This is a genomic window from Arthrobacter sp. H14 (assembly GCF_000520495.1).
GTDB lineage: Bacteria > Actinomycetota > Actinomycetes > Actinomycetales > Micrococcaceae > Arthrobacter_C.
Genome location: NZ_KI914646.1, coordinates 76,113 through 91,105, shown reverse-complemented (window position 1 = coordinate 91,105; position 14,993 = coordinate 76,113). Strand labels below are relative to the sequence as shown.

17 protein-coding genes are annotated in these 14,993 nt (G+C 63.6%); 9 read left to right on the top strand and 8 right to left on the bottom strand.

Going from position 1 to position 14,993, the window contains the following annotated elements; translation table 11 throughout:
• Positions 1-245 precede the first annotated feature (245 nt).
• Genes Y707_RS24670 through Y707_RS24665 form a run of 3 tightly spaced genes read left to right on the top strand, consistent with a single transcriptional unit; the run spans position 246 to position 2,813 of the window.
• Positions 246-1,181: a LysR family transcriptional regulator gene (locus Y707_RS24670; RefSeq protein ID WP_162150202.1), complete on the top strand. Its 936-nt coding sequence runs from the start codon at positions 246-248 to the stop codon at positions 1,179-1,181.
• 12 nt (positions 1,182-1,193) lie between these two features.
• On the top strand, positions 1,194-2,114 hold the full coding sequence (locus Y707_RS0109125) for a pseudouridine synthase (protein WP_026534857.1): 921 nt from the start codon (positions 1,194-1,196) through the stop codon (positions 2,112-2,114).
• A 42-nt stretch (positions 2,115-2,156) separates the two neighbouring features.
• Positions 2,157-2,813 carry a DedA family protein gene (locus Y707_RS24665; RefSeq protein WP_253905118.1) on the top strand — a complete coding sequence of 219 codons (657 nt, stop codon included), beginning with the start codon at positions 2,157-2,159 and terminating at the stop codon, positions 2,811-2,813.
• Positions 2,814-2,821: 8 nt separating this feature from the next.
• Here Y707_RS24665 and Y707_RS0109115 read toward each other — a convergent pair whose 3' ends face one another.
• Positions 2,822-3,145 carry a hypothetical protein gene (locus Y707_RS0109115; protein WP_026534856.1) on the bottom strand — a complete coding sequence of 108 codons (324 nt, stop codon included), beginning with the start codon at positions 3,143-3,145 and terminating at the stop codon, positions 2,822-2,824.
• 74 nt (positions 3,146-3,219) lie between these two features.
• On the bottom strand, positions 3,220-3,717 hold the full coding sequence (locus Y707_RS0109110) for a GNAT family N-acetyltransferase (RefSeq protein WP_051441817.1): 498 nt from the start codon (positions 3,715-3,717) through the stop codon (positions 3,220-3,222).
• 123 nt (positions 3,718-3,840) lie between these two features.
• On the opposite strand from Y707_RS0109110, the gene Y707_RS0109105 reads away from it, so the two are divergent.
• Complete coding sequence (locus tag Y707_RS0109105; RefSeq protein WP_081744740.1) at positions 3,841-4,581, top strand: alpha/beta fold hydrolase; 741 nt, start codon at positions 3,841-3,843, stop codon at positions 4,579-4,581.
• A gap of 78 nt (positions 4,582-4,659) precedes the next feature.
• Here Y707_RS0109105 and Y707_RS0109100 read toward each other — a convergent pair whose 3' ends face one another.
• Together Y707_RS0109100 and Y707_RS24660 are read right to left on the bottom strand one after the other, a co-directional pair.
• A complete protein-coding gene (locus Y707_RS0109100; protein ID WP_026534853.1) occupies positions 4,660-5,586 on the bottom strand; it encodes an NADP-dependent oxidoreductase in 927 nt (308 codons plus the stop codon).
• Positions 5,587-5,637: 51 nt separating this feature from the next.
• Positions 5,638-6,192 carry an SRPBCC family protein gene (locus Y707_RS24660; RefSeq protein ID WP_051441816.1) on the bottom strand — a complete coding sequence of 185 codons (555 nt, stop codon included), beginning with the start codon at positions 6,190-6,192 and terminating at the stop codon, positions 5,638-5,640.
• A 96-nt stretch (positions 6,193-6,288) separates the two neighbouring features.
• Here Y707_RS24660 and Y707_RS0109090 point away from each other — a divergent pair, with 96 nt between their 5' ends.
• Positions 6,289-7,116 (top strand): DUF1684 domain-containing protein, encoded by an 828-nt coding sequence (locus Y707_RS0109090; protein WP_051441815.1) that lies wholly within the window; start codon positions 6,289-6,291, stop codon positions 7,114-7,116.
• 51 nt (positions 7,117-7,167) lie between these two features.
• On the opposite strand, the gene Y707_RS0109085 is transcribed toward Y707_RS0109090, so the two are convergent.
• The 3 genes from Y707_RS0109085 to Y707_RS0109075 all read right to left on the bottom strand — a co-directional run bounded on the left by Y707_RS0109085 (position 7,168) and on the right by Y707_RS0109075 (position 10,033).
• On the bottom strand, positions 7,168-7,803 hold the full coding sequence (locus Y707_RS0109085) for a flavodoxin family protein (protein ID WP_253905115.1): 636 nt from the start codon (positions 7,801-7,803) through the stop codon (positions 7,168-7,170).
• 210 nt (positions 7,804-8,013) lie between these two features.
• Positions 8,014-9,219: an acyl-CoA dehydrogenase family protein gene (locus tag Y707_RS0109080; RefSeq protein ID WP_026534850.1), complete on the bottom strand. Its 1,206-nt coding sequence runs from the start codon at positions 9,217-9,219 to the stop codon at positions 8,014-8,016.
• 40 nt (positions 9,220-9,259) lie between these two features.
• A complete protein-coding gene (locus Y707_RS0109075) occupies positions 9,260-10,033 on the bottom strand; it encodes a 3-hydroxyacyl-CoA dehydrogenase (protein WP_026534849.1) in 774 nt (257 codons plus the stop codon).
• Between the two features lie 236 nt (positions 10,034-10,269).
• Here Y707_RS0109075 and Y707_RS0109070 point away from each other — a divergent pair, with 236 nt between their 5' ends.
• From Y707_RS0109070 to Y707_RS0109060, 3 genes are all read left to right on the top strand, one after another.
• On the top strand, positions 10,270-10,812 hold the full coding sequence (locus Y707_RS0109070) for an NUDIX hydrolase family protein (RefSeq protein WP_026534848.1): 543 nt from the start codon (positions 10,270-10,272) through the stop codon (positions 10,810-10,812).
• A 95-nt stretch (positions 10,813-10,907) separates the two neighbouring features.
• Entirely contained in the window at positions 10,908-11,633 is a 726-nt protein-coding gene (locus Y707_RS24655) for a DUF6707 family protein (protein ID WP_051441814.1), read from the top strand.
• Positions 11,634-11,682: 49 nt separating this feature from the next.
• On the top strand, positions 11,683-12,426 hold the full coding sequence (locus tag Y707_RS0109060; protein WP_035780935.1) for an SRPBCC family protein: 744 nt from the start codon (positions 11,683-11,685) through the stop codon (positions 12,424-12,426).
• A gap of 13 nt (positions 12,427-12,439) precedes the next feature.
• Here the strand turns inward: Y707_RS0109060 and Y707_RS0109055 are convergent, their stop codons facing one another.
• Positions 12,440-13,561 carry an FUSC family protein gene (locus Y707_RS0109055; RefSeq protein WP_026534846.1) on the bottom strand — a complete coding sequence of 374 codons (1,122 nt, stop codon included), beginning with the start codon at positions 13,559-13,561 and terminating at the stop codon, positions 12,440-12,442.
• A gap of 165 nt (positions 13,562-13,726) precedes the next feature.
• Here Y707_RS0109055 and tgt point away from each other — a divergent pair, with 165 nt between their 5' ends.
• A complete protein-coding gene (gene tgt, locus Y707_RS0109050; protein ID WP_026534845.1) occupies positions 13,727-14,980 on the top strand; it encodes a tRNA guanosine(34) transglycosylase Tgt in 1,254 nt (417 codons plus the stop codon).
• Positions 14,981-14,993: the final 13 nt, after the last annotated feature.

The window sequence follows — 14,993 nt, the reverse complement described above, 5'->3', positions numbered from 1 at the left end:
AGGTGGACGGCCGCCATGACGAGTTGCCGCAACGCGATCACCCCCACCGGGCCGAGCACCGGAAACAGGCTCGCGCCGACAGCCGCCCCGAGTTGCTGGGAGGAAGCGCCGGCAATCAGGACGTTGATCCCGGACGTCCCGTTCCGCCCGGACCGGCGGTGAATTAAAGCGGTCATGCAGACAGTTGAACTCCGGAAGCCGCCGTCGGAAAAATGCATTCCGCGCTCGATCTATACACTTGGGTTATGCATGTGGAACTGCGGCATTTGCGGGCGCTGGTGGCCGTCGCCGATGAAGGAACATTCACCGATGCGGCCATCTCGTTGAGAGTCTCGCAGGCTGCGATTTCCCGCAGCATTGCCCAATTCGAAACGGTACTCGGCGCCCGCCTGCTCAACAGGACCTCGCGCCGTCTCGATTTCACTGAACTGGGCAACGAGGTGCTGCTGCGCGCCCGCCGCGCACTCCGCGATGTTGACTCACTCCCGCTCCTGGCCCAGGCGACGACCTTACGGGTGGGTTATGCCTGGTCCGGGCTGGGGCTGAGGACCCGCCGGCTCTACATCCTCTGGGAGGCGAAGTTTCCCGGCGTCGAACTCATCCTGAGCCATCACAACAGCCCCACCGGAGGCATTGCTGAAGGCGTGAGCGATGCCGCCATCGTGCGCGGAGAACCGGACCGCACCGGCTATCGACTGCGTCGGGTCGGCTCCGAACGGCGTGTCTGCGCGGTTCCACGCCAGCATGAATGGTCCCGGCGGCGCAGTGTCACCCTCAAGGAAATAGCATCCCGGCCGCTGGCGCTGAACAGGAAAACCGGAACGACGACGGAGGCCTTGTTTCCAGCGTCGGAACCACTGCGGATTGTCGAGACCGTCGACACCGACCACTGGCTGGAGACGATCGCCATGGGCAAGGCGGTCGGCGTGACTTCGGAGGCCACCGCGGCGCACTTTCCCCGCCGCGACGTCCGGTACGTTCCGGTGAAGGATGCACCCGGGATTCCGGTGTGGGTGATGTGGCCGGAGGACAACCTCCATCCCTATGTGGAGCGCCTGACCGCTCTGATCGAACAGGTCTACCTCACGGATCCCGAGGACTACCAACCCAACTCTGCGGAGGGAGGCCAGCACCCTGCGGTTAGTGACCCCGCCGCGCCCCGCGGGTCGAGCGGCCGGTAGACTTGTGCGGTGATGACTTCCCCTCTGCCCGTCCGCAACGGCGTGAACGCGACCCGTTTGCGCCTGCCGGATGAGGGGCACTGGGATACCGCGATGGAGTACGTCCTCAAGCGGTTCAACCATGTTGATCCGGACGGAATCGTGGAGCGGTTCGAGCGCGGCGAGGTCGTCGGCGTCGGGGGCGTTCCGATCACACCCCAGACGCCGCTGAACGAGCACACCTTCATTTGGTACTACCGCGAGCTGCCCGAAGAGCACCGCATCCCGGTCGAGCTCGACATCCTGCACCTGGACGAAAATCTGCTGGTCGTGGACAAACCGCATTTCCTGCCCACCACGCCCGGCGGCATGTTCGTGGCCGAATCGGCGTTGGTCCGGCTGCGCGTGCTGCTCGACCTGCCGGATCTGGTTCCCATCCACCGCCTGGACCGGATGACGGCCGGCGTCCTCCTTTTCGCCGTCGACCCGCTGACCCGTGGAAAATACCAAACCCTCTTCGAGCACCGCAAGGTCCGCAAGACGTACGAGGCCGTCGCTCCCCTGAACACGGACCTTGAGCTGCCGGCGACGGTCCGCAGCCGGATGTTCAAGTCCCGCACCTATCTGCTGTCCCAGGAAATCGAGGGCCAACCGAACGCCGAAACCAGGATCGAATTGCTCGATTCCTACCGGGGACTGGGCCGGTACCGGTTGGAGCCGCACACTGGAAAGACCCACCAGCTCCGCGTGCACATGGCCTCGCAGGGAATCGGCATCCTCAACGACCGCTTCTACCCCACCCTGCTGGAAGAAGCTCCGGACGATTACGACAAACCGCTGCAGCTGCTGGCCCGCTCCATCAAATTCACCGATCCGCTGTCCGGGGCCCCGGTCCAGTACAACAGCCGGTTACAGCTTCGTGAATTCGGGACCCATCCCGTCTCCCACCCATAGCTTTCCCAGCGGCCTACCAGTTACATTTAAAACGTGGATTTCATGAGCTTGGGCGCCTGGCATCCGGCTTTCTATTTCCTAATAGTTCCGCTGGTGGTCATCGACGCTGCCATTCCTGCAGTGCCATCCGAGATCTTCGTTGTCACCACCGGAGCGCTCGCGGCGGCCGGCCAACTTAACGTAATTGTCGCCGTCGTTCTCGCCGGTCTGGGCGCCTGGCTTGGCGACGCCCTCGTCTACTTCCTGTTCAAGAAGAAGCTGTCCCGTGTCCTCGACCGGTTCAAATGGGGGCGGGCCGTCCACCGGGCCATCCTGAAGGCGGCGAATAAAGGCGGATCCTCCTCGACGTACGCCGCCATCATCGCCGGCCGCTTCATACCGGCAGGCAGAACAGCAACGATGGCGGCAGCCGGCATGGCGCACGTGCCCACCAAAGGCTTCCTGCTGGCCGACGCCGTGGGATCGCTAATGTGGGGCGGCTGGATGGTGGGACTCGGCTACCTGACCGGATCCACCACCGATCTCCCCTGGTGGGCCAGCGCGGTGATCGGCGTCGGAGTCGGGATCGTCGTGGGCGTTCTCATTGCCAGCGGTGTGGGACTCAAGTCCGCCTGGGAAAACCGCCGCAACGGTGGAGTCACGCCGCAGGAGACGCCGGACGCGGAAGACCGCGTGCTCGCATCAACTCCCCGCCGCTGACCCTTCCCTCATTCCCTGCTGACCGCCTGGACCGGTTCCCAGCGACCGCGGTTCCGGCGCATCACGCCCAGCCTCCCGACGTCGGCCACTCGCTGGACAGCATGGCGCATGTTGGCTGCGGTCCGGCAAGCGGCGTCGTCCTCATCCGCATCGGTGCTTGTCTCCACCATGAAGCGCACGGTAATCCGCGGGACGCCGGCGACAATGTCGAGGTGGTCCGCCTCGATAAGGTGCGCCGACCCAACCGCCGCGGTGGCACTTTCCATTACATCCTCGGGCCGATGGCCAGGGCGGAGCTCGAGGACATTAAGCAGGGCTCGGAACGACGGCATGACACCAGTGTGCCACCGCCGACTCAATGTTCACCGCAATCTTCTTCGATGCTTTGCCGTATGCCGGATGAGCGTCAGAGGGTTAGCTTCAGTCCTTCATGTGACGCCACGAATCCGAGTTTGTAGTAGAACCGGTGGGCGTTCTTCCTCGACTTGTCGGTGGTGAGCTGGACGAGGGCACATTCCCGTCGTCGTGCCTCTTCTATGGCCCAGGTGATCATAGCTGTCCCCAAACCCGCGGCCCGATGATTGGCGGCGACGCGTACCGCCTCGATTTGCTCACGTAGCGCTCCACGGCGCGACAAACCCGGCAGGAAGCAGCAGAGCTGCATTGTGCCCACCACAGTATTGGCGGCAATGGCGACGACCAAAAGGTGTGCGGGATCGGAATCAATAGCTTTGAAGGCTCTCAGGTAGAGCTGCAGCGCCTCATCGTCATCGGCGCCGTCGCGGGCTGCGCCCAACTCATCGTCCGCTAGAAGGCGAACAATCGAGGACACGTCCTGAACAGCAGCTCGACGCAGACCTATTGTAGATCCATTACCCAGCTCCAACTCAGCTAAAACCGTCATGCCGGCATTGTCCTCCCTCCTCCATCATCATGGCATTCTAAGGGGGTGGAATTATCATGCAGATTCGAGTGGCGGGGTCGCTCGGTGGCGTGGCGTCGGCTGGGGTCGGGGCCACCGGTGGTCATGTGTCATGGCACGCCGTGGTCGTCAACGGTATGGGCGCCATTTGCTGAAGCCCTCAGCCGTGACTTCACTGTGTATCTGTGGGATATGCCCGGCTACGGTCAGTCATCGATGCACCCGGATCACGCCGTCGACCTGGGCACACAGTCGGAACTGTTGAGCGACCTTCTGCGGTACTGGGAGCTGGAGTCTCCTCATCTTGTTGCCCACGATTACGGTGGCGCGGTGTCCCTGCGGGCGCATCTGCTGCATGGCGCTTCCTACGCTTCGCTGGCCTTGGTCGACGTAGTGGCCCTGCGCCCGTGGGGATCCGGCTTTTTCCGGCTCGTGGCCGCGAACCCGGAAGTTTTCGCCGCGCAACCTCCTCCCGTCCACCGTGGTGCCGTCGAGGCCTACATCGCCGGAGCCAGCCACCGTGGATTGACGCCCGAGCAGCTGCTCGCACTGACGTCGCCGTGGCTGTCGCCCGAGGGACAGGTCGCGTTTTACCGGCAGATCGCCGCGGCCGATGAACGCTTCACGGACGAAATCCAGGGCCGGTACAGCGAAATTCAGCTACCCGTGAAGATCATCTGGGGCAGCAACGACAGCTGGATACCCGCTGGCCGTGCCACCCAGCTTGCGCAGATGATTCCCGGGGCCGACCTTGAATTGATCGACGACGCAGGGCACCTCATCCAATACGACGCGCCGGTACAACTGGCCATGGCGCTGCAGCGGTGGCTCATAGGAATCCGCTGAGCCACCCGTTACTTCACAATCCGGTAGGTTGAACCCTGCCGTGCTGGATAGCTGATCGGCGCCATGGCCGGCGCCCGCCTACTGCACGCGGATAGCGATTTTGCCGCGGACGTGTCCTCCCATGCTGAGTTCGAACGCCTTGGCGGCATCCTTGAGGTCGAAGGTTTCCGTCAGCACGGGCGTGACCTTTCCGGCCTCGACCAATTCGGTCAACGCAGTCAGGTCCTCAGGGTCGGGGCGGACGAAAACATAGTGCCCGCCCATCTCTTTCACCGCCGGATTCACAACCGAGACCACCCGGCCGGGAGTCATGAGCAGTTCCACGCTCGGGGCAAGTTCGTCCCCGCCGGAAAGATCCAGAATGGCGTCGATTCCGTCCGGCGCAAGTGCCTTGAACCGCTCGACCGCCCCCTCGCCGTAAGTGGTTGGTTCAGCACCCAGATCCTTCAGGAATTCATGGTTGCGCTCCGACGCCGTCGCAATGACGCGCGCTCCTCTGGCACGGGCGATCTGGACCGCATAGGTACCAACTCCGCCGGAGCCGCCGTGGATGAGCACGGTTTCGCCGTCGGCGACCTTCAGGAAGTGGACCAGTGACTGATAAGCGGTCAACCCGGTCAGTGGGATGGTGGCGGCCTGCTCCCAGCTCACATTCTTCGGCTTCCGGGCCAAGGTGCGGACCGGCGCGGCGACCTGCTCGGCAAAAGTGCCGTGGCCGATGACGTCCATCCGGACATAGCCGATCACCTCATCGCCGGGCTGGAATTCCTCGACGGCGGGACCGGGTGTTTTGACGACGCCGGCGAGATCCCAGCCGGTGATGACGGGGAAGTGCGAATAACTCATGGAGTCCAGGTAGCCGCCCATAACGGCCCAGTCGACGGGGTTGACCGAGCTCGCCTTGATGTCGACCAGTACAGTGTCCGGCCCGAGCTTTGGCTCCGGTTGCTCGCCGTACTTCAGGACCTCCGGCCCACCGAATGCTTCGTAATACGCAGCCTTCATGTCATCCTCCTCAAGATCGATCGGACTGTTCCTGCCGGAACGGGTGCGTCCTTACGCGTATTCCCTGACGTAGTCGGCATGCACGGCTTCCCATGCGGGATAAAGGTCCTCCCGCCAGCGTGGCCAGTCAACGGACCGGCCGCCCAGTGCCTCCTGTAAATGGTCCAGATGCGTGTGCCATCCGGCCACGCTCATCAATGCCTGCTCCCCCACTGCGTTGACCACATTGGTGAACTTCAAGCGGCAACCCGCACCGCCGTCGTCGTCCGTGGGTTCCAATTCCCAGCGGAGCAGCCCGTGCGCCTGATTGTTGTAGACGAACAGGTTCGGCGGCTCGATCTGCAGGATCCGCCCTTCCCACCACTCGAGATCTTCCTCGGCAACGTTGCGCCATCTCAGGTTGAAGGCACCGCCGATCTGCAGATCACCGTCCGACTCCGCCAGCCACTTGATGGTTTCCTCCGGCCGGGTCAACGCCGCCCACACGTCCTCCACAGGGTAGGCGTACACTCGCTCGAAGGTCAGCGCAGCCCGTTCGTCATCGATCTGCTCGACCCCTCCGAGAGGATGCCGCGCCATGTCCCTGTTCAGGTTTTCGTTGCCCACAGTGGTGCCTTTCGACGTCGTCGTCGTTCTTCTCCTGTCGACTCTACTGACGATGCCGAACTTGTTCCACGGTTTTCGACCCGTCAGAATTGACCCATGCCCGCTGATCAACAGGAACTGTCCACCGCCGAAGCTAAATGGGCCGAGTGGCACCGCAAGCGGGAGGAGACGCTGGCATCCCAACATGGCTGGCTGACGTTGACGTCCTTCCAGTGGCTGCCCAGCGTTCCGGAACAGTTGGAGGGGTTGCCCGGATTGTGGCGGAGCGATGGAACGACGGCGGCGCTGACGACCGACGGCGCCGAGCACTTCAGCATTGCCAATCCTTCCGCCGAATCCGCGCAGGTCACCGGCCAGCATGTCAGCGGCACCATCACCGCGCAGCTATCCAACGACGAATCGCTGATGTGGCTGCGTAATGGCGAGCTGCTGGTTGAACTGGCGATGCGTTCGAACCGCTACGCCATCCGGATCCGCGACCCGCGCGCCTCAACGCTGACTGATTTCGACGGCGTACCGACGTTCGATTACTCGCCGGATTGGGTGGTGCCGGCGCAGTTCGTACCGCACGATGAGCCGCGCACCGAACCGGTCAAGTCGGCCCGCCACGACGTGACGATTCCCGTCACAGCAGTCGGCGACGTGATTTTTGAGTACGACGGCGGGACGCACCGGCTGGCTGCCTCGGCGGCCGCGGACGGCGGACTGACGCTGAACTTCCACGACCAGACCAATGGCGGAACGACGGCGGCATGGCGCTTCGTCGAAACCGATCCGCCGGCGGAGGATGATTCCGTGACGATCGACTTCAACCGCGCAATCAATTATCCGTTCAGCTTCACCGAATTCGGCGCTTGCCCGGCCCCGATGCGGGTCAATTCGCTCGAGCTGGCCGTCGAAGCGGGCGAAAAGGCGCCGCGCTAGCCTGCGTATAGCACGCTGGCCGTTTGCCCTCGCTGACCGGCCTGTCTTGCGCTAGCCTGCCGGATAGGCGTTCTGCTTGAGCATCTTCGCCAGGTGTGCTGCATTGCGGGCGGCCGTCGCCGTCGTCTTCGCCACCGGGTCCGGGACCTTGTCCAGGTCCTTGAAATCGGTCCCGTGCATGGCCTCTCCGACCCAGTAAGTTCCGCTTTGGCCGGCAATGCTGAAGCCGACGTCGTTCAATCCCTGGAACAGCTGGGCAATGACGTTGTGCGCGCCGTCTTCATTACCCACGACGCCGACGACGGCCACCTTGTCGAACAAAATCGGACGGCCGGCGTCGTCGGTCTCCGCCAGTTCGGCATCAAGGCGCTCCAACACGCGCTGGGAAATGCTGGCCGGGTGGCCCAGCCAAATGGGAGTCGCGAGCACAAGGATGTCGGCCGCCAGGATTTTCTCCCGGATGGCCGGCCACTCGTCACCGTCGCCCATATCCGTCTTCACGCCGGGACGGATATCGTGATCCACGACCCGGACGACGGAGCCGGAAACGTTGTGCTCGGCCAGTCCGTCCAGGATCTGCCGGGCCAGCAGGTCGCTGCTGGAGGGCGCGGGTGACGGGGTGAGCGTACAGACAAGTGCGATGGCGCTGAGTTCTTGAGTATCCATACTGGGTTCTTGAGTATCCATACTGGCCATTGTGCCGAAAAGAAAGCAACCTTACTACCGGGCCGTCGAAACTCGATACCGGGACGTTATCTCCTGGCAGGAATCCGGCACTGCGGTCCACTAGGGCCCACCATCCGAACTCGAATGTTGGGCAGAAACCGTTCGTGCCCAACATTCGGCGCCGAATGGTGGGACAGTTGGGCTGCTAACGCCCGATGTGCAGGGCGGGGATCAGAGGATGGCGGAGATGCCTGTAATGTCGCGGCCGGTGATCAGGGTGTTGATCTCCTTGCTGCCCTCATAGGTGAAGATCGCCTCGGCGTCCGCGAACACCTTCGCCATTCCGTAGTCGGTGACAATTCCGTTGCCGCCCAGGATCCCGCGGCCGAGCGAAACGGTCTCGCGCATGCGGGCCGAGGTGTAGGACTTGGCAAGTGCGGCCTGCGGCATATCGACCCTGCTGCGGCCGGGCTTCGGATTCAGGTATTCATCCTCCTGCAGCTGCGCAACCCTGGTCATCATGCCCATGCTCGCGACGGTATTTCCGAGCATCTGGACCAGCTGCTCCTGCACCAATTGGAAGCCGGCGATGGGTTTACCGAACTGGTGCCGCTCGACGGCGTACCGCCGGGCGACGTCGAACGCCGCCAGTTGTTGGCCGACGGCTTGCCAGCCGACCTGGATCCGCGAGCCACGGAGCAGGTACTTGGTGTCCTCGAAACTGGAAATGCCGGCAAAACGATCGGCTTCGGCAACTCGTACATCTTCCAGTTTGATGTCGGCATTCTGCACGGTTCGCAGGGCGATTTTGTTGTCGATCCTGGTGCGGCTGACGCCGGGCAGGGTTGCATCGAGGATGAAGCCGCGGATCTGGCCGGTCTCCGAGTCTTTCGCCCACAGCAGCATGTAGTCGCAGAAGGTTCCGTTGCCGATCCAGCGCTTGGCGCCATTGAGGATCCAGGTGTCCCCGTCACGGGTGGCGGTTGTGGCCATTCCGCCAGCTACATCGGAACCATGCTCGGGCTCGGTCAGCGCGAAGGCACCGGTCGTGCGCAGGTGCATGGCGTCGTCGAGCAATCTGTTTTTCTGCTCTTCCGACCCGAACCGGTGCAGGGCGTCGACGAAGAGGTCGTGGTGGACCATGAAGAAGGTCGCGATGGACGTATCGCAGCGGGTCATTTCCGCGATGACGATGCCGGCAAAAAGGTGGCTGTAGCCCTGCTGGACCGGCGTACTCAGACCCAGGCCGCCGAGCTTGGGCAGCAGTTCGTGTGGAAATTCGCCGCTGTTCCACCACTGCCCGGCATTGGGCGCCACCTCCTTGGCCAGGAAGCCGCGCAATTCCTCGAGCTTGTTCCGCTCGGGCTTATTCAGCAGCTCCTCAAAGGAAAAGTAGTCTGCCGAGGGTAAATCGTCCGGGTTCAAAGAGTTGTCCATCGGTTGGTTGGTGTGCCGTCAAGTGCCAGTGCGCCGTGCATCATTTTGGCGCCATCCGGATCGCCCCATCCAGCCGGATTGTCTCACCGTTCAACATGGCGTTCTCGACGATGTGCGCGGCGAGGGATGCATACTCTGCGGGCTTGCCGAGCCGCGACGGATGGGGCACCTGGGCGCCGAGCGAGTCCTGCGCCTCCTGCGGCAGACCCGCCATCATCGGTGTTTCGAAAATGCCGGGCGCAATCGTCATGACGCGGACCTGCGAGCGCGCCAGTTCGCGCGCCAGCGGCAAGGTCATCGCGGCCACCGCGCCCTTGGACGCCGCATACGCGGGCTGGCCAATCTGGCCATCGAAGGCAGCAACCGATGCCGTGTTGATGATGACGCCGCGCTCCGGGCCGAGTCCGCCGTCGACCGGGTCCGTCTTGACCATTGCTGCCGCTGCCAGCCGGGTGACGTTGAAGGTGCCAACCAGGTTGACCTGGATGACTTGCTGGAACTTCTCCAGCGGGAGCACACCGTCCCGTCCGAGCACCTTTCCCGGAGTCGCCACCCCGGCGCAGTTGACCACAATCCGCAGCGGACCGAGTTCGACGGCGGCATCAACCGCGGCCTGGACCTCTGCCTCGTTCGTCACGTCCGCCGGCATGAACACAGCCCGCTCACCGAGCTCGGCGGCGTATTCGGCGCCCTTCGACTGCGGAAGGTCGACGATCACCACGGATGCGCCGTCGTCGTAAAGTTTTTTAGCTGTCGCTGCACCCAGTCCCGATGCACCACCGGTGACCAGGGCGACTCCGCTCGCGATGTCCATCCATCCTCCTTGATGTGGCGGCAAACGTCATAGAGAAGCGCTCCCATCTCAACCAGTCCGCGATTCAGACCGGGGAGCGCAACCGTCACATCGAGCTTAGCCGCCTGTGCGGCAATCCGCATTGACCCGCTGCGGCCGTCTGGGCGTACGTGCGGGCAGGGAAAGAAGCAGGCCGACCTGCACGGCTTTACGCGCGCCGAATAGCCGCCAGCGGCAGAATCGGATACAACAAAAGAATGAGTTCTGTGCGCACCCCCGATCCATACCCCGGCTGGCTCTCCGAAGAGGACCTGTACGAGGCCCGGCAACGCTTGCCCTTGGTCTACGTCGAAGCCGTACCGGTGCGGGTCGACCCGCTCGGCTGCGTCACCGAAGTCGGGCTGCTGCTGCAGGCGTCAGATGAAGGAGCGATGGTGCGTACGCTCGTGTCCGGGCGGGTGCTCTACCGGGAAACCATCCGGGCGGCCCTGCTTCGGCACCTGGAGAAGGATCTGGGTCCGATGGCGCTGCCACAGCTGCCGGTTTGCCCGGCTCCGTTCACCGTCGCCGAATATTTCCCATCGCCGTCGCAAACCGGCCTGACCGACGAGCGCCAGCACGCCGTCGCACTTGCCTACGTCATCCCGGTAACCGGCGAGTGCGAACCCCGCCAGGATGCGCTCGACCTGAGCTGGCTGACGCCTCAAGAGGTGCTCAGTCCGGGTGTTCTTGCGGAGTTCGCAGGCGGCCGCGGGGACCTCGTCCGACAGGCTCTCGCGCACGCCGGCTGGGGCCGTTAGGGGCTGACACGCACGCTGCACCCGACATGCGGCTTTGCGCGGCTTCCGGTTCCTATACTTGAGAGAGTTGGGAGAGGGATACAAGGAGTTTTTGCATGACCGCGAGCGAGCATCCAGATGCCTCAGCCGGGACCAGCACGTCCGCATTCGTCGACGCCGCCCCGGCGGGCGCCGCAGTAATTCCGCCTGCCCCGACGCGCCGGCCCGCCCCCTCCGGAACGGCCGAGTCCGTCGTCGCGCAGGCAGCCGCAGCCCATTCCGAGCACTCCGGCGTCCAACGGATCGCCAAACGCCTGGGCAAGGGGCTGAATACCAAATCCGGCAGTTGCCTCGCCGACGTCAAGGACCTCGCCCAGCTGCTTTTCATCGACTTGAATGACGCGTCCAGCGCGATGCCCGTCTGCCAGCTGATTACCGAGCTTCCGTACGACGGAAACCACGGCCGCTGGAGCGGTATCGAAGCCTGCCTTGCGCTGGCGTCGTACATGGCCGCGGAGAACGGCGAGGAGAAGCTCTCGTCGGATTACGCCCACAAACTCAGGGCTCCAGACCGCGAGTCCGACGACGACTTCCGCAACAAGATCAACGCCCGCATGCGCCAGCGTTCCTTGAACGAGCCGAACCTGTACGACCGGGAAATCTCGAAGGCTATATCCGCCGTCGACAAGAAAACGGAACTGGACTGGCGCAAACTTCGGGTGCAGATGCTGCTGTTCCTGCTGGCGCACGGCGGTTCTGAAACCTATCCGGATGAAGAACTTGCCCGGCTGACCAGCAATGAACTGGTCGCTATCCGAAATCTGGCCTCGGAATCCCGGTAAAACCGCCGCCGCTGTTCACCAGACGGCAGGCCGGGAGTAGAGTCGGATCATGGTGGGAGATGCTGAAAACCAGGTCGATTTAGCGGTCCATATCAATGCCGACGCGGCTCAGGTCTGGATTATGCTGCGCGAGCCGTCGAAAGTGGCGCAATGGCACGGCTGGCAATACGACGAGCTCGACGAGGAAATCAAGCAGATCTTCTTCACGGACGTCAAAGAAGATGATCATCACTGCATCCTCACCGTCAATGGCGGGGACAAGTTCACCCTTAAACCGGTCGGCGACGGCACCGAGGTCCGGCTCGAACGGGCTCCGCGCGACTCCGGAGATGAATGGGCGGCTTACTATGACGACATCACCGAAGGCTGGCTGACGTTTCTCCAGCAGCTCCGCTTTACCCTCGAGCGGCATCCGCAAACCCGCCGGCGGACCACCTTCTTTTCCGGCACCGCCTCGGAATCCGACCAGCCCATTGTGGAGAAGCTCGGCTTGGCCGGACTGCCCGAACCCGGCGAAGAGTACTCCGTTACTGCCGCCACGGGCGAAGAGCTGAGCGGAAAGCTGTGGTTCCGGTCCGAACACCAGCTCGGCCTGACCGTCAGCCACTACGCGGATCACGGTCAGGGGCTGCTGATCGTGGCGGATACGCCCGCCAACGAAGACCATCCCCACGGCGGCGTCATGGTCATCGCCACAACCTATGACGTCGGCGCGAAGGACCTGCGCTCCATCCGCGAGCGCTGGGATCAGTGGCGGCAGCAGAACTACCCGGAGTCCGACCCCGTCGTCTGAATCCGCCACGGAGTCAGCCCCGCGGAGTGCCCGGCCCGCCCAACGCCTTCGCCCGGTCACGCATCAGCACAACGACGACGACGCCCACCAGGGCGCCGATGACCGTCTCCACCGTCCGGTCGACCAGTAGCTGTACCGCATCTCCCTGCGTCACAACGTAGGACATGAGCAGCGCCAGTGGCGTAATGAAAAACAGCGCGAGCGTGTAATGACGCATCACGAACATCTCAGCCAGGAACTGCAGGGCCACAATCAGCAGCACGATATGCCATGCCTCCAGGGGCAGCGACAGGATCACCGCCGTCACGCCAACCCCGCCCAGAGTCCCTACGATGCGGTGCACCGCCCGGGTCAGCCGGCCGGTCAGGGTTGGAGCGGCAATAGGTACGACGGCGGCAACCATCGCCCAGTAGCTGTGCCCGATTCCCGCCATCGTGGCGATACTTCCCGCAATGCCGGCCGCCACCAGGTATCGCAGCGCGTGAATCAGCAGCACATTCCAGCCCCGGCTTCGCTGCCCGGCGGTTGACTGTGGAGATGCTGGAACTGAACCATTGCGGACTGCGCCATTGCCGACTGCGGAGTCCGAGCCATTGCGGGCTGGACGGTTGCGGACTGCGTCATTGCGGAGGCCACGGACCCGTGCCGGGACGGCGGCCGCCAGTCCGAGCAGTAACGACAGCAGGGTGCTGCAGGTTCCAACGAGCAGCGCCTGCCACAAAGGTGGAACGTCCGGCAGTGACGCCACGGCCGCGAAGGCGAACACGAAGAACAGCGAACCTCCCGGCCGCAGACCCCAGTAATCCGCGGCGACCGAACCGCCGCCGGCGATTACCGCCGTCGTCATTACCACTGCCCAAGGCGTAGCGCCTAAGGACGCGAAGACCGTCCCCAGGCCGATACAGAATAGGAGCAGCATGCCCGCGATGGCCTGATGCTGGAACCGGCTGCGGTACGTCTCCGACCGGGCGTAGATTCCCGCGAACGCACCGAACGCCGCGTAGATCGTCAGGTCGATCCGCCCCATGGCGAGCACGACGAGCAGTGGCAGCGCGACTCCAAGGGCGATCCGCGCGGCCGGATAGTGGTCCCGCTGCGAAGGCGCCATCGTGAAGAAGTTGCGCAGATGTTTCATGAAGAGGGCAGGCACCGTTCTGTTGAAAGGAGTACGACGGCGGCGCTGGCATCGGCGGTTAGGGAGTGTTTGGTTCCGTGCCAGACTATCGCAACGGATATCCCGGCCTGCTGCAGTTCCGGTCTCCCGTTCACCGCCCGTCGTCGGACCTGACAAAATGGTGGAGTGCCTCGATCCGACTTTTCCTTTGCCGTGGGCAAACGCCTCTCCGAAACCGCCCCCTCCACCCAGCAGGGACCCGCTGGCGACGGCGGATACCGCGGACGGACCGGCACTATCACCACCCCGCACGGCGAGATCCAGACCCCCACTTTCATCGCCGTCGGAACTAAAGCCACTGTCAAGGCCGTGCTGCCCGAGTCGGTCAAGGAACTCGGCGCTCAGGCGGTGCTCGCGAACGCTTACCATCTCTACCTTCAGCCCGGCGCGGACCTGGTCGACGAAGCCGGCGGCCTCGGCGCCTTCATGAACTGGCACGGACCGACGTTCACCGACAGCGGCGGTTTCCAGGTGATGTCGCTCGGCGCCGGCTTCAAGAAGGTCATCAACATGGATTCGCATTCGCCCAATAAATCGGATGACGACGTCGCCGCCGGAAGGACGCGGCTGGCACATGTCGACGACGACGGCGTCACCTTCAAGTCGCACCTCAACGGTGACATTCACCGTTTCACGCCGGAAGTGTCCATGCAGGTCCAGCACCAGCTCGGCGCCGACATCATGTTTGCCTTCGACGAGCTGACGACCCTGATGAACTCGCGCGGGTATCAGGAAACGTCGCTGGAACGGACCCGCCTGTGGGCCGCGCGGTGCATCGCCGAGCATGAACGGCTGAGCGAAGTGCGCAGCCACAAGCCGTATCAGGCGCTTTTCGGCGTCATCCAAGGGGCGCAGTACGAGGATCTGCGGCGCAAGGCCAGCTCGGACCTCGGTGCGATGGACTTTGACGGCTACGGCATAGGCGGCGCGCTGGAGAAGGAAAATTTGGGCACGATCGTGCGCTGGTGCAGTGAGGAGCTCCCCGAGGAGAAGCCGCGGCACCTGCTCGGCATCTCTGAGCCGGACGACATTTTCACCGCGATCGAGAACGGGGCGGACACCTTCGACTGCGTCTCCCCCACCCGGGTCGCGCGCACCTCGGCCGTTTACACGCAGGACGGAAGGATCAACATTTCCGGCGCCCGGTACAAGCGCGACTTCACTCCGATCCTGGACGGCTGCGACTGCTACACCTGCGCGAACTACACCCGCGCCTACCTGCATCACCTGTTCAAGGCCAAGGAAATGGTGGGCGCTACGCTGGCCTCGATCCACAACGAGCGCTTCATCGTAAAACTTGTCGACGACGCGAGGCTCGCCATCGAGGACGGCACCTTCTTCGATCTCAAAGCAGACGTCCTCGGCCGCTACTACGCCTGAGGCGCCCGTCAGC

Bases quoted from the DNA above. Each gene is read 5' to 3' on its own strand.
- Y707_RS0109080 (WP_026534850.1), bottom strand. From the start codon at position 9,219: ATGGACAACTCTTTGAACCCGGACGATTTACCCTCGGCAGACTACTTT.
- Y707_RS0109105 (WP_081744740.1), top strand. From the start codon at position 3,841: ATGTGTCATGGCACGCCGTGGTCGTCAACGGTATGGGCGCCATTTGCT.
- Y707_RS0109125 (WP_026534857.1), top strand. From the start codon at position 1,194: ATGACTTCCCCTCTGCCCGTCCGCAACGGCGTGAACGCGACCCGTTTG.
- Y707_RS0109115 (WP_026534856.1), bottom strand. From the start codon at position 3,145: ATGCCGTCGTTCCGAGCCCTGCTTAATGTCCTCGAGCTCCGCCCTGGC.
- Y707_RS0109075 (WP_026534849.1), bottom strand. From the start codon at position 10,033: ATGGACATCGCGAGCGGAGTCGCCCTGGTCACCGGTGGTGCATCGGGA.
- Y707_RS0109090 (WP_051441815.1), top strand. From the start codon at position 6,289: ATGCCCGCTGATCAACAGGAACTGTCCACCGCCGAAGCTAAATGGGCC.
- Y707_RS24665 (WP_253905118.1), top strand. From the start codon at position 2,157: ATGAGCTTGGGCGCCTGGCATCCGGCTTTCTATTTCCTAATAGTTCCG.
- Y707_RS0109100 (WP_026534853.1), bottom strand. From the start codon at position 5,586: ATGAAGGCTGCGTATTACGAAGCATTCGGTGGGCCGGAGGTCCTGAAG.
- Y707_RS24655 (WP_051441814.1), top strand. From the start codon at position 10,908: ATGACCGCGAGCGAGCATCCAGATGCCTCAGCCGGGACCAGCACGTCC.
- Y707_RS0109070 (WP_026534848.1), top strand. From the start codon at position 10,270: ATGAGTTCTGTGCGCACCCCCGATCCATACCCCGGCTGGCTCTCCGAA.
- Y707_RS0109110 (WP_051441817.1), bottom strand. From the start codon at position 3,717: ATGACGGTTTTAGCTGAGTTGGAGCTGGGTAATGGATCTACAATAGGT.
- Y707_RS0109055 (WP_026534846.1), bottom strand. From the start codon at position 13,561: ATGAAACATCTGCGCAACTTCTTCACGATGGCGCCTTCGCAGCGGGAC.
- Y707_RS0109085 (WP_253905115.1), bottom strand. From the start codon at position 7,803: ATGGATACTCAAGAACCCAGTATGGATACTCAAGAACTCAGCGCCATC.
- Y707_RS24670 (WP_162150202.1), top strand. From the start codon at position 246: ATGCATGTGGAACTGCGGCATTTGCGGGCGCTGGTGGCCGTCGCCGAT.
- Y707_RS0109060 (WP_035780935.1), top strand. From the start codon at position 11,683: ATGGTGGGAGATGCTGAAAACCAGGTCGATTTAGCGGTCCATATCAAT.